At 68.7% G+C, this 13,316-nt stretch carries 11 protein-coding genes; 4 read left to right on the forward strand and 7 right to left on the reverse strand.

The genetic code is table 11. The features are described from left to right. Positions 1 to 10 precede the first annotated feature (10 nt). Entirely contained in the window at positions 11 to 1,609 is a 1,599-nt protein-coding gene (locus DEI97_RS09285; RefSeq protein ID WP_111073526.1) for an ABC-F family ATP-binding cassette domain-containing protein, read from the reverse strand. 116 nt (positions 1,610 to 1,725) lie between these two features. Here DEI97_RS09285 and DEI97_RS09290 point away from each other — a divergent pair, with 116 nt between their 5' ends. Further along, entirely contained in the window at positions 1,726 to 2,325 is a 600-nt protein-coding gene (locus DEI97_RS09290) for a biotin transporter BioY (RefSeq protein ID WP_111073527.1), read from the forward strand. A gap of 455 nt (positions 2,326 to 2,780) precedes the next feature. Here DEI97_RS09290 and DEI97_RS09295 read toward each other — a convergent pair whose 3' ends face one another. The 5 genes from DEI97_RS09295 to sufB form a co-directional block, all read right to left on the reverse strand. Then, positions 2,781 to 3,110 (reverse strand): metal-sulfur cluster assembly factor, encoded by a 330-nt coding sequence (locus DEI97_RS09295; protein WP_111073528.1) that lies wholly within the window; start codon positions 3,108 to 3,110, stop codon positions 2,781 to 2,783. A 2-nt stretch (positions 3,111 to 3,112) separates the two neighbouring features. Beyond that, complete coding sequence (gene sufC / locus DEI97_RS09300) at positions 3,113 to 3,886, reverse strand: Fe-S cluster assembly ATPase SufC (RefSeq protein ID WP_111073529.1); 774 nt, start codon at positions 3,884 to 3,886, stop codon at positions 3,113 to 3,115. A gap of 61 nt (positions 3,887 to 3,947) precedes the next feature. Further along, positions 3,948 to 4,274 carry a non-heme iron oxygenase ferredoxin subunit gene (locus tag DEI97_RS09305; protein ID WP_374609630.1) on the reverse strand — a complete coding sequence of 109 codons (327 nt, stop codon included), beginning with the start codon at positions 4,272 to 4,274 and terminating at the stop codon, positions 3,948 to 3,950. Continuing rightward, entirely contained in the window at positions 4,274 to 5,572 is a 1,299-nt protein-coding gene (gene sufD, locus DEI97_RS09310) for a Fe-S cluster assembly protein SufD (protein ID WP_111073531.1), read from the reverse strand. Before sufD ends, DEI97_RS09305 begins: the two co-directional genes overlap by 1 nt. Continuing rightward, positions 5,573 to 6,991, reverse strand: coding sequence for a Fe-S cluster assembly protein SufB (gene sufB / locus DEI97_RS09315; protein WP_110902235.1), 1,419 nt, complete (start codon positions 6,989 to 6,991; stop codon positions 5,573 to 5,575). 250 nt (positions 6,992 to 7,241) lie between these two features. On the opposite strand from sufB, the gene DEI97_RS09320 reads away from it, so the two are divergent. Beyond that, entirely contained in the window at positions 7,242 to 8,207 is a 966-nt protein-coding gene (locus DEI97_RS09320) for a COX15/CtaA family protein (RefSeq protein WP_111073532.1), read from the forward strand. Positions 8,208 to 8,603: 396 nt separating this feature from the next. On the opposite strand, the gene DEI97_RS09325 is transcribed toward DEI97_RS09320, so the two are convergent. Continuing rightward, complete coding sequence (locus tag DEI97_RS09325; RefSeq protein WP_258376619.1) at positions 8,604 to 9,533, reverse strand: heme o synthase; 930 nt, start codon at positions 9,531 to 9,533, stop codon at positions 8,604 to 8,606. 414 nt (positions 9,534 to 9,947) lie between these two features. Between DEI97_RS09325 and tkt the strand changes: the two genes are divergently transcribed. Both tkt and tal read left to right on the forward strand, forming a co-directional pair. Next, positions 9,948 to 12,047 (forward strand): transketolase, encoded by a 2,100-nt coding sequence (gene tkt, locus DEI97_RS09330; RefSeq protein ID WP_111073534.1) that lies wholly within the window; start codon positions 9,948 to 9,950, stop codon positions 12,045 to 12,047. Between the two features lie 156 nt (positions 12,048 to 12,203). Next, a complete protein-coding gene (gene tal, locus DEI97_RS09335) occupies positions 12,204 to 13,316 on the forward strand; it encodes a transaldolase (RefSeq protein WP_111073535.1) in 1,113 nt (370 codons plus the stop codon).

Raw genomic sequence — 13,316 nt, forward strand, 5'->3', positions numbered from 1 at the left:
GGTGCGCGCGTCAGGCGAGCTCGATGAGCTCCGCGTAGTCCTTGTTCCAGTGGTCCTCGGTGCCGTCCGGGAGCAGCAGCACACGCTCGGGGTTGAGCGCCTCGACCGCACCCGCGTCGTGGGACACGAGGACGACGGCGCCCTCGAAGCCGGCGAGGGCATTGAGGATCTCCTCACGCGACGCGGGGTCCAGGTTGTTCGTGGGCTCGTCGAGCAGCAGCACGTTCGCTCCCGAGACGACGATCATCGCGAGCGACAGACGCGTCTTCTCACCGCCGGAGAGCACGCCGGCCTTCTTGTAGCCGTCGTCACCGGTGAACAGGAACGACCCGAGCACCCGGCGGGCCTCGGTCTCGTTGAGGTCGGTCGACGCCGAGACCATGTTCTCGATCACCGTGCGGTTGACGTCGATGTTCTCGTGCTCCTGCGCGTAGTACCCGATGCGCAGGCCGTGGCCGGGCTGGACCTCACCAGTGTCCGGCGCGTCGGCACCTGCCAGGATGCGGAGCAACGTCGTCTTGCCGGCACCGTTGAACCCGAGGATGACCACACGTGAACCGCGGTCGATCGCCAGGTCGACGCCCGCGAAGATCTCGAGCGAGCCGTAGGACTTCGACAGCCCCTCGGCCATCAGCGGCGTCCGACCACACGGAGCCGGCGTGGGGAACCGGATCTTCGCGACACGGTCGGCCACGCGCTCGTCCTCGAGGCCCGCGAGCAGCTTGTCGGCACGGGCGACCATCTGGTGCGCCGCAGCGGCCTTCGACGCCTTCGCACCGAAGCGAGCAGCCTGGTCCTTCAGCGTCGCGGCCTTCTTCTCGGCACCGGCGCGCTCCTTGCGACGACGCTCCTCGTCGGCGACGCGCTGCCGCTGGTAGAGCTTCCAGCCCATGTTGTAGATGTCGATGGTCTGCCGGTTCGCGTCGAGGTAGAAGACGCGGTTCACGACCTCGTCCACCAGCTCCACGTCGTGGGAGATGACGATCACACCGCCCGCGTAGGTCTTGAGGTGCTCGCGGAGCCACACGACCGAGTCGGCGTCGAGGTGGTTCGTCGGCTCGTCGAGGATCATCGTGTCCGCGTCGGAGAACAGGATGCGCGCGAGCTCGATACGACGACGCTGACCACCGGAGAGCGTCTTGAGCTGCTGGTCGAGGATGCGGTCCGGCAGCTTGAGGTTCGACGCGATCGACGCCGCCTCGGCCTCGGCCGCGTAGCCACCCAGCGCATTGAACTCGTCGTCCAGACGGGAGTACCGCTTCATCGCCTTCTCGGCGACCGCCGGGTCCGTGCTGGCCATGTCGAGCGTGGCCTTGCGGATGCCGTCGACGAGCTCACCGAGGCCGCGGGCGTCGAGGATCCGCTTGCGGGCGGTGTCCTCGGGGTTCCCGGAGCGCGGGTCCTGCGGCAGGTAGCCGATCTCACCAGACCGCTGGATCGTGCCGTCGGTCGGCGCGGCCTCACCCGCCAGGGCCTTGGTCATGGTGGTCTTCCCCGCGCCGTTCCGGCCGACGAGGCCGATCTTGTCACCCCGCTCGACGCGGAAGGACACGTTCTCCATCAGGAGGCGAGCCCCGACGCGGATCTCGAGTTCGTGCACGGCAAGCACAGTGGACGTCCAATCAGTTGGTGGGTTTGCACAACGGTGTGTGCGGGAGGTGCACCGCTACGCTGACGGGAACCGATGGTCCAGAACAGGACCAGCAGTCCATTCTAGGAGAATCCATGACGAACGCCACCGGGTTCGCTCCCCGCGCAGTCCTCGCCGACCGTCTGCGCACGCACGGCCTGGCCACCGACGCCGCCCTGATCGCCGGTGGTGCGCTGTTCACCGCCGCGCTGGCGCAGGTCGAGGTGCCGATGTGGCCGGTCCCCGTGACCGGTCAGACGCTGGCCGTCGTCCTCGTCGGCGCGACGCTCGGTGCACGCCGCGGTGTCCTCTCGATGCTCGTCTACGCGATCGTCGGGCTCGCCGGCGCGCCGTTCTTCGCCGACGCCCAGGGCGGCCTGCACGCGCTGACCCTGCCGAGCTTCGGGTACGTCATCGGCTTCATCCCGGCCGCCGGCCTCATCGGCTGGCTCGCCCGCCGCAACTGGGACCGCAAGGTCGGGCGGGCCGCGGTCGCGATGCTGCTCGCGAGTGCGATCCCCTTCGTCACCGGCCTGCCGTACCTCGCGATCGCCCTCGGTGCGCTCGGCGCCCCGAACGACCTGCAGTCCGTCCTGGCGGCGGGTCTCTACCCGTTCGTCATCGGCGGCATCGCCAAGGCCCTCATCGCCGCGGGTGTGCTGCCCCTGGCCTGGAAGGCGCTCGGCCGCCGCTGAGCGCCCCGCACCCGATGGCGGACAGGAGGCCCGGTACCAGCCTGGTACCGGGCCTCCTGTCCGTTCTGGGGACGCGACGCGGGGTCGGGAGCCGTCCCGACGCCCGCGAGCGGCCACGACACCCCGCCTGCCGTCCGCCGAGCGGTCTCGACACCCCGCCTGTCGTCCGGCGAGCGGCCACGATTCGTCGGTTCGGAGGGCCGAGAACGACGTTTCCTGACCGCTCGGCGGAGTTGACCGGCGCGTCAGAGGACGGGTCCCTCGGGTGTCAGACACCCCGTTCAGGGACGCCGAGCGGTCACAGGTCGTCGGTCCGCGGGCACGAGAACGACGTTCTGTGACCGTTCGGCGAGAGCGCGCCGGGCGCGCCGGGCGCGCCGGGCGGGACACGACGACGGACGGGAGGCCCGGTACCAGCTGGTACCGGGCCTCCCGTCCGTTCTGTGGTCGCGTGGCTAGATCGAGAAGCCGAGCGCGCGCATCATCTCGCGGCCGTCGTCGGTGATCCGCTCCGGACCCCACGGCGGCATCCAGACCCAGTTGATGCGGAACGCGTCGACGATGCCGTCCAGCGCGTTCGCGGTGTCGTTCTCGATGACGTCCGTCAGCGGGCACCCGGCACTCGTCAGCGTCATGCTGATGATGAGCGCCGTGGCCTCGTCGTCCCAGGCAAGGTCGTAGATCAGCCCGAGGTCGACGATGTTGACGCCGAGCTCCGGGTCCTGTACCTCTTTCAGCCCCTCGACGACCTCGTCGAACTTCTCGGGTGCGAGTGTGGTGATCATCGTCACTCCGCCGGTGCGACGGCTGCGGCCTGCACGTAGCGGTCGTAGCCCTCGTTCTCGAGACGCTCGGCCAGCTCCGGTCCACCCTGCTCGGCGATCTTGCCTGCGACGAACACGTGGACGAAGTCCGGCGTGATGTAGCGGAGGATGCGCGTGTAGTGGGTGATGAGCAGCACACCGAGGCCTGTCGCCGCCTTGGCACGGTTGACACCCTCGGACACGATCTTCAGCGCGTCGACGTCGAGGCCGGAGTCGGTCTCGTCGAGGACGGCGAACTTCGGCTTGAGGAGCTCGAGCTGCATGATCTCGTGGCGCTTCTTCTCGCCGCCGGAGAAGCCCTCGTTGACGTTGCGCTCGGCGAATGCCGGGTCCATCTTGAGGTCGGCCATCGAGGTACGGAGGTCCTTGATCCAGCCGCGGAGGGCCGGTGCCTCTCCGTCGATCGCCGTCTTGGCGGTGCGGAGGAAGTTCGACACCGTCACGCCGGGGATCTCGACCGGGTACTGCATGGCGAGGAACATGCCGGCACGGGCGCGCTCGTCGACGCTCATCGCCAGGACGTCCTGGCCGTCGAGGGTGATCGATCCACCGGTGACGTGGTAGCGCGGGTGACCGGCGATCGTGTACGCCAGGGTCGACTTGCCGGAGCCGTTCGGGCCCATGATCGCGTGGATCTCGCCCTCGTTGATCGTCAGGTCGACGCCCTTGAGGATCTCCTTGACACCCTGGTCGGTGTCGATGGCGACCTGCAGGTCACGGATTTCGAGAGTGGACATTGCGTTCCTTCGGTTGCAGCTGTGGTGCGGCGTCAGCCGCGGGAAGAGTGTGGGTTCGCGCTCAGGCGACCGGGACCGGGTCGTGCACGTCGACGTAGACGTCGCCGTCACGGACCTCGACCCGGAAGACCGGCACCGGCTCGTACGCCGGGAAGTTCTTCGGCTTGCCGGTCGTCAGCGAGAACTGCGAGCCGTGCGCCCAGCACTCCAGCGAGTCACCCTCGACGAAGCCCTCGGACAGCGAGATGTCGCCGTGCGTGCAGGTGTCACCGATGGCGTGCACGGTGCCGGCCGAGTCCTTGACGATCGCGATGGCGGTGCCGTCGACGACCGCGCGCATCGGGCTGTCCACCGCGATGTCGCTCTCGGCGCAGACCTTCTCGGCCATCAGGCGTCGACCCCGGCGGGAGCGGACCCGGCGGCAGCGGCCTCGGCGACCGGCGCAGCGAGGACCGTCCGGCCCTCCATGAGTTCCTGCTCGACGGCGGCGATGAGCCGCTCCTCGAGCTCGGGCGCACCGATCTTCTGGATGACCTCGACCAGGAAGCCCAGGACGACGAGACGCCGGGCTTCTTCCTCCGGGATGCCACGGGCCTGCAGGTAGAACAGCTGCTCGTCGTCGAAGCGACCGGTCGCACTGGCGTGGCCGGCACCGGTGATGTCGCCGGTCTCGATCTCGAGGTTCGGGATGCTGTCAGCGCGCGTGCCCTCGGTCAGGACCAGGTTGCGGTTCTGCTCGTACGAGTCGGTGCCCGGAGCGGAGCGTCCGATGAGGACGTCGCCGATCCAGACCGTGTGCGCACCCTGGCCCTGCAGCGCGCCCTTGTAGTTGACACGGCTGCGGGTGTTCGGGGCGTCGTGGTCGACGTACACCTGCTGCTCGATGTACTGGCCGGCGTCGGCGAAGTAGACACCGTACATCTCGACGTCGCCGCCCTGCGCACCGAGGTGCGTGGACGGGTTGACGCGGATGACGTCACCGCCGAGCGAGACCACGACGTGCTTGAGGAAGGCGTCGCGGCCGACCTCGGCGAAGTGCGTCGAGACGTGCACCGCGTCGTCGTCCCAGTCCTGGACCGTGACGACGGTGAGGCGCGCACCGTCGCGGACGACGACCTCGACGTTCTCGCTGAGGAGCGCCGACCCGCGGTTGTCGATCACGACGATGCCCTGCGCGTGCGGCTCGGCGGTGATGACCGTGTGCGCCGCCCGCGGCTGCGTGCCGAAGTCGGAGCGGGTCACCGTGATGAACTCGTGCTCGTCCGTGCCCTTCACGGTGATCGCCAGGACGGCGTCACGCGCGCTCCAGGCAGCGGCAGCCGCCCGGTCCTCCGGCAGTCCGGCGCCGCCGACGCGGGGGTCGTCGCTGCGACCCCACTCGACGTCGGCGCCCGAGGACTGGGTCGCGAGGAAGGGGTACGCCGAGCCGTCCAACGTGCTGTCGAGCAGCGGCTGGATCTTGGCGAGCGGCGCGAACTTCCAGTTGACCTCTCGGCCGGTGACGGCGGGGAAGGCGCTGACGTCACCCGAGCGGAACCGCTGGGAACGCGTCTGCACCGGCACCTTGATGTCCCAGCCGCCGTCGGAGTGCGCCCGGGCGCCGTGCTGGTCCGTACCGCCCGACGAGAGCGTGCTCGCGGGCTCCGTCGGCTGGTCGATGTGGGGAGGAGGGGTGGTGCTGGACATCTAGCCGACGGATCCTTCCATGCTCATCTCGATGAGCTTGTTGAGTTCGAGTGCGTACTCCATCGGGAGTTCGCGGGCGATGGGCTCGATGAATCCGCGCACGATCATCGCCATGGCCTCGTCCTCGGCCATGCCGCGGGACATGAGGTAGAACAGCTGCTCCTCGCTGACGCGGGAGACGGTTGCCTCGTGGCCGAGCTGCACGTCGTCGACACGGATGTCGATCGCCGGGTACGTGTCGCTCCGCGAGACGGTGTCGACGAGCAGCGCGTCACAGCGGACCGTGTTGGCCGAGTGGTGCGCGCCCGGGTCGACCCGGACCTCACCGCGGTACCCGGCACGACCGCCGCCACGGGCGATCGACTTGGAGACGATCGACGACGTCGTGTACGGCGCCATGTGGATCATCTTCGCGCCGGCGTCCTGGTGCTGGCCGGGGCCGGCGAAGGCGACGGACAGGGTCTCGCCCTTGGCGTGCTCACCGGCGAGGTAGATGGACGGGTACTTCATCGTGACCTTGGACCCGATGTTGCCGTCGATCCACTCCATGGTCGCGCCCTCGTGGGCGATCGCACGCTTGGTGACGAGGTTGTAGACGTTGTTCGACCAGTTCTGGATCGTCGTGTACCGAACGCGGGCGTTCTTCTTCACGATGATCTCGACGACGGCCGAGTGCAGGGAGTCCGACTTGTAGATCGGGGCGGTGCAACCCTCGATGTAGTGGATGTAGGAGTCCTCGTCCGCGATGATCAGCGTCCGCTCGAACTGGCCCATGTTCTCCGTGTTGATGCGGAAGTAGGCCTGCAGCGGGATCTCGACGTGGACGCCCTTGGGGACGTAGACGAACGAGCCGCCGGACCACACGGCCGTGTTCAGCGCGGCGAACTTGTTGTCGCCGGCGGGGATCACGGTGCCGAAGTACTCCTCGAACAGCTCGGGGTGCTCGCGCAGCGCCGTGTCGGTGTCCATGAAGATGACGCCTTGCTGCTCCAGGTCCTCGCGGATCTGGTGGTACACGACCTCGGACTCGTACTGCGCGGCGACGCCGGCGACGAGGCGCTGGCGCTCGGCCTCCGGGATGCCCAGGCGTTCGTACGTGGTGCGGATGTCCTCGGGGAGGTCCTCCCACGACTCGGCCTGCTTCTCCGTCGACTTCACGAAGTACTTGATGTTGTCGAAGTCGATGTCCGACAGGTCGGCACCCCACGAGGGCATCGGCTTGCGGTCGAAGAGCTTCAGCGCCTTCAGCCGGTTCGCACGCATCCACTCGGGTTCGCCCTTGCGGCCGGAGATGTCGGTGACGACCTCTTCCGACAGGCCACGGCGCGCAGAGGCGCCGGCCGCGTCGGAGTCGGCCCAGCCGAATTCGTACTGGCCGAGCCCTTCGAGTTCTGGACGGTCGATGAGCACGTCGGACATGGTCTCCTCGTTTCCTTCTCGCAACAGCGTCTCCGGTACAACCCGGTGGTGTCGGACACCATTCCACCGCAGGCCGCCGACACGGCGTCCCATGGTGTTGCTGCCTCGCAACGTCGATGTTCCCACGCAGTCGCGGGACCGATCGGCGATCACGGCCCATTCGGAGCCGGCGCCTGCCTAGACTTGACTGCTGCTGAACCCTCGAATCCTACAGGTCCAGGGCCCGGAACAACAGGAAGGCACCACCCTCGTGACTCGCGTCGGACCAACCGTCGAGCAGGACGTCCGGACCCCGACCCCCTGGTGGTCGCTCCCCCGCACAGTCGACCCGCGCGTCGTGGTCCTCGCCTGGGCGTCGTTCGTGGTCGAGGTCGTGCTCATCGGCACCGGCGGCTTGGTGCGCCTGACCGCCTCCGGACTCGGCTGCCCCACCTGGCCGAAGTGCACCACCGACTCGCTCGTGTCGACGCCCGAGATGGGCATCCACGGGATCATCGAGTTCGGCAACCGTCTGCTGACCTTCGTCCTGGTCGTCGTCGCGATCGCGATGTTCCTGGCGGTCGTCCGGATGCGCAAGACGCGTCCCGAGCTGTTCTGGCTGGCGTTCGCCCAGGGCGCGGCGATCCCCGTCCAGGCGGTCATCGGCGGCGTGTCGGTCATCTCCGGCCTCAACCCGTTCGTCGTCGGGCTGCACTTCGTCGTGTCCGCCGTGCTCACGAGCATCACCGCCGCCCTGGTCTACCGCTCGGTGAACGGCCCCCGCGTCCGCGACCGGATCGTGCCGCGCTGGTACTTCGACGTCGTCCGCGGCACCGTGGTCGCCGTCGCCCTCACCGTCCTCATCGGCATCCTCACCACCGGCAGCGGCCCCCACGCCGGTGCCAGTGAGCGTGTCGACGGCGGCGCGGTCCACCGGACGGGCTTCGACACACAGCTCATGGAGCACCTGCACGCGATCCCCGCCTACGCGACCTTCGCGCTGACCCTGGTGCTCGTGATCGGTGCGGTCCGCCTCGGCATCTCGAGCCGGAGCGTCCTGCTGCTGCTCGTCGTCGAGTTCGTCCAGATCGCGGTCGGGCTCACCCAGGCGCGCACCGGTCTGCCGGTCGGCCTGGTCGGCACCCACATGGTGCTCGCCGGGCTGCTCGTCGCAGCGATGACCGCGGTCGTGCTCTCCACCCGGTCCAGTGCCGGTCGGGACGCCGTCCGGGCCTGATCCGGCTCGACCGTCCGCGGCCGTGGGGCCGACCACGTCGGCACCGCGGCGGTCTGCACGGGGTGGTCCGCGCCTCCCGGACAGCGACCCGTTCGGCCCGCGTGACCCGACGGGCCTCCCACCGAAGCCGTCGACCCCCGCGGCTGAGCCGGCGCCGCCACCGGCCTGGAGGCACGCCGCACCCCGCCACGCGACTCGCCCATCAGACATGGCCGGCTCCGCGACCTGCGCCGCACGAGTCGCCGGCTCCCCCGCCGTCTCAGCGGACGACGACGGGCCCAGCCCACGACGACGGGGACTGTGGACGTCGGCGGGGGCATCGGACGATGACGGGCTCTGCGAACGACGACGGGCCCGGCCTCCGCAGAGGCCGGGCCCGTCGTCACACCGGGTGGGTCAGATCGTGAACGTGAAGACCTGCGGCAGCAGCGGGTCGATGCCCACCGCGATGAACAGCAGCGTCAGGTAGGTGATCGAGCTGCGGAACACGCGCATCGGGTGCACCTGCTCCATGTGCTGGATCGCTCGGTTGTAGAGCAGGTGCGACTCGACGACGAACCAGATGCCCGCGGCCAGGGCCACCACCGTGTAGAGCGGCCCCATGTTCGCCACCGGGATGAGCAGCAGCGAGCAGACCAGCGTCGCCCAGGCGTAGAGCACGACCTGCAGTCCGACGACGGTCCGGCCACGCACGACCGCGAGCATCGGCACGTCGGCGGCGTCGTAGTCGTCGCGGTACTTCATCGACAGCGGCCAGTAGTGCGGCGGCGTCCAGAGGAAGATCACCATGAACAGGATGACGGGGGCCCAGGTCAGCGAGCCGGTGACGGCCGCCCAGCCGATCAGGACCGGCATGCAGCCGGCCGAGCCGCCCCAGACGATGTTCTGCGGGGTCCGGCGCTTGAGCCAGAGCGTGTAGAGGAAGACGTAGATCAGGATCGCGGCGACGCTCAGGGCGGCGGCGAGCCAGTTCACGAAGACGACGAGCACGACGGTCGACACGATGCCCAGCAGCCACGAGAACACGAGTGCTTCGCGGTCGGACAGTTCGCCGGTGACGAGCGGACGGGTGCTCGTGCGCTTCATCAGGCGGTCGATGTCGCGGTCGATGTAACAGTTGAACGCGGACGCGGAGCCCGCCGACATCGCGCCGCCGAGCATCGTCCAGAACACGAGCCACAGGTCGGGCACACCCCGCTGGGCCAGGAACATCGTCGGCGCGGTGGTGACGAGCAGGAGCTCCATCACGCGCGGCTTGGTGAGCGAGACGTACGCCCGGACCTTGCGGGACAGCATCGACCGACGAACGGTGTCTGGCCTGGTCACGGTGGCAGTCGGCAAGGGAACCTCAGTCTGTTTCGCTGCAGCTCGCACGCTCGGGTGGACGTCACCGTCGGCGTCTGGGCGTGCGTGTCCGCGGAATGGTCGCGGATCACGATCAGTTTACGCGATGGACGGCGCCACGACGATGTCCCGCCGCTCCCCAGCGGCTCCGGGACACGCCCGGACGATGACCGGTCTCCGACCGGTCATCGAGGCCAGCCGGTCGCCTGGGCACCTTCTGAGTGCCGGTTCACTATGCTGGAGAGGCCCTCCCGCAGCGTGCCCCGAAGACGTCGGCCGCGAACGAGCCGGTCGGCCGCCGGCAACGGCGCCGCGACGGAGCCCCGGGTGGGCACCATGTCCGTGCGATGGCACGAGCCCTCGCACATGTCGCATCAATGAAGGGTCAACATCCAAGTGGCTGAATTCACCTGGGACGCCATCGACCGGAAGGCCGTCGACACGGCCCGCGTCCTCGCCGCCGACTCTGTCGAGGCGGCCGGCAACGGTCACCCCGGCACCGCGATGAGCCTCGCGCCGCTGGCTCACCTCCTCTTCCAGAAGGTGATGCGTCGCGACCCGAGCGACTCCACGTGGATCGGTCGCGACCGCTTCATCCTGTCGGCGGGTCACGCATCGATCCTGCAGTACGTGCAGTTCTACCTGCACGGCTACGGCCTCGAGCTCGACGACCTCCAGCACCTCCGCAAGTGGGGCTCCAAGACGCCGGGTCACCCGGAGTACGGCCACACCGACGGTGTCGAGATCACCACCGGCCCGCTCGGCCAGGGCCTCGCCTCCGCCGTCGGCTTCGCCTACGCGCAGCGCTTCGAGCGCGGCCTGTTCGACCCGGAGACCCCGGCCGGCCAGTCGCCGTTCGACCACTACACCTACGTGATCGCCGGCGACGGTGACATGCAGGAAGGCGTCACGAACGAGGCTGGTTCGCTCGCGGGTCGCCAGCAGCTCGGCAACCTCATCGCGTTCTACGACTCGAACCAGATCTCGATCGAGGACGACACCGACATCGCGTTCTCCGAGGACGTCCACGCCCGCTACGAGGCGCTCGGCTGGCACGTCCAGGTCGTCGACTGGAAGAAGACCGGCGAGTACCACGAGGACGCCGAAGCACTCTTCGCCGCCGTCGAGGCCGCCAAGCAGGTCCACGACAAGCCGTCGCTCATCGTCATCAAGACGATCATCGGCTGGCCGTCGCCGACCAAGCAGAACTCCGGCAAGATCCACGGCTCCGCGCTCGGCGCCGACGAGCTCAAGGGCCTGAAGGAGGTCCTCGGCTTCGACACCGAGAAGACCTTCGACGTCTCCCCCGAGGTCCTCGACTACACCCGTGGCGCGATCGCCAAGGGTCAGGCCGAGCACGCCGAGTGGCAGAAGAGCTTCGACGCGTGGGCCGCGGCCAACGCCGACAAGAAGGCACTGTTCGACCGCGTCCAGGCCAAGCAGCTGCCCGAGGGCCTCGAAGCTGCCCTCCCGGTGTTCAGCACCGAGAAGGCCGTCTCGACCCGTGCCGCCTCCGGCAAGGTCATCAACGCCATCGCGCCGCTGATGCCCGAGTTCTGGGGTGGCTCCGCCGACCTGGCCGAGTCGAACCTCACCACGATCGAGGACGGCAAGTCCTTCGGTCCGGCCGAGGCCTCGACGAAGACCTGGACGACCGACCCGTTCGGCCGCGTGCTGCACTTCGGCATCCGCGAGCACGCGATGGGCTCGATCCTCAACGGCATCGTCCTGCACGGCAACACGCGCCCCTTCGGTGGCACGTTCCTGATCTTCAGCGACTACATGCGTCCGGCAGTCCGTCTCGCCGCGCTCATGAAGGCGCCGGCGATCTACGTCTGGACCCACGACTCCATCGCCCTCGGCGAGGACGGCCCGACGCACCAGCCGATCGAGCAGATCACCGCGCTCCGAGCGATCCCGGGTCTCGACGTCGTCCGCCCCGCGGACGCCAACGAGGTCGCGTACGCCTGGCTCGAGATGCTCAAGCACCAGGACCGCCCGGCCGGCATCGCGCTGAGCCGCCAGAACCTGCCCGTCTTCGAGCGTGGCGACGGCGACGCGTCCGGCGAGGTCTTCGCCTCGGCGAAGAACGTCGGCAAGGGCGCGTACGTCCTGGCCGAGGCGCCGAACGGCACCCCGGACGTCATCCTCATCGGCACCGGTTCCGAGGTCCAGATCGCGGTCGACGCCCGTGAGCAGCTCAAGGCCGAGGGCATCAACGCCCGGGTCGTGTCCGCTCCGTCGCTCGAGTGGTTCCACGAGCAGGACGAGGCGTACCGCGAGTCGGTCCTGCCGAAGTCCGTCAAGGCCCGCGTCTCGGTCGAGGCCGGGATCGCGCTGAGCTGGCGCGACATGGTCGGAGACGCCGGCCGCAGCGTTTCGATCGAGCACTTCGGTGCCTCGGCCGACTACCAGAAGCTGTTCGAGGAGTTCGGGTTCACCACCGAGCACGTCATCTCGGCGGCCAAGGAATCGATCGCAGCAGCAGCATCCTGACCCGAACGGGCCGGGTCCGGAACTTCGGACCCGGCCCGTCGGCACGGGAGGCCCGTGGCGGCCCCGCCACGCGCCTCCCGTCCCGGGGGCTCGACCCCCGCACACAGACCACGGCTCCCCGGAGTCGACGAACGAAACGAAGCAGAGAAGAAGCGAATGACTGACACCACCCCCACCGAAGCCCTCTCCGCCGTCGGCGTGAGCATCTGGCTCGACGACCTGTCCCGCGAGCTCCTCGAGACCGGCCGTCTCGAGAACCTCATCGCCGACCGCAACGTCGTCGGGGTCACCACCAACCCGACGATCTTCGCGTCGGCCCTCGCCAAGGGCGAGCGCTACGACGACCAGGTCAAGGAGCTCGCCGCCGCGGGCACCGACGTCACCAACGCGATCTTCGAGATCACGACCCGCGACGTCTCCGACGCGTGCGACATCTTCACGCCGCTCTACAGCTCCACCAAGGGCTTCGACGGCCGCGTCTCCATCGAGGTCGAGCCGGGTCTCGCCCACGAGACCGCCAAGACCATCGAGCAGGCGAAGTTCCTGTTCGACAAGGTCGGCAAGGAGAACGTCCTCATCAAGATCCCGGCGACGCTCGAGGGCCTCGAGGCGATCACCGAGGTCATCGGTGCCGGCATCTCCGTGAACGTCACCCTGATCTTCTCGCTCGAGCGCTACCGCGCCGTCATCGACGCCTACCTCGGCGGTCTCGAGAAGGCCAAGGCCGCGGGCCACGACCTCTCCAAGATCCACTCGGTCGCGTCGTTCTTCGTCTCGCGCGTCGACTCCGAGATCGACAAGCGCCTCGACGCCGTCGGTTCGGACGAGGCCACCGCCCTCAAGTCGAAGGCCGGCATCGCCAACGCGCAGCTCGCCTACCAGGTCTGGACCGAGGCGTTCGCCACCGAGCGTGCCCTCGGCCTGCTCGAGTCCGGTGCGAACACGCAGCGTCCGCTCTGGGCGTCGACCGGTGTCAAGGACCCGTCGCTGCCCGACACGCTCTACGTGACCGAGCTCGCCGCCCCGAACACCGTCAACACGATGCCGGGCAAGACCCTCGAGGCCACGTTCGACCACGGTGAGGTCCACGGCGACGCCATCGCCGGCACGTTCGACGACGCGAACCAGGTCATGGACCAGCTCGCGGCCGTCGGCGTCGACTACGACGACGTCGTCGCGCTCCTCGAGAAGGAGGGCGTGGACAAGTTCAACGTCTCCTGGGGTGAGCTCGTCGACACCGTCAAGACGGCCCTCGAGAACGCCAAGTAA

It is taken from the genome of Curtobacterium sp. MCLR17_032 (assembly GCF_003234795.2).
Lineage (GTDB): Bacteria > Actinomycetota > Actinomycetes > Actinomycetales > Microbacteriaceae > Curtobacterium.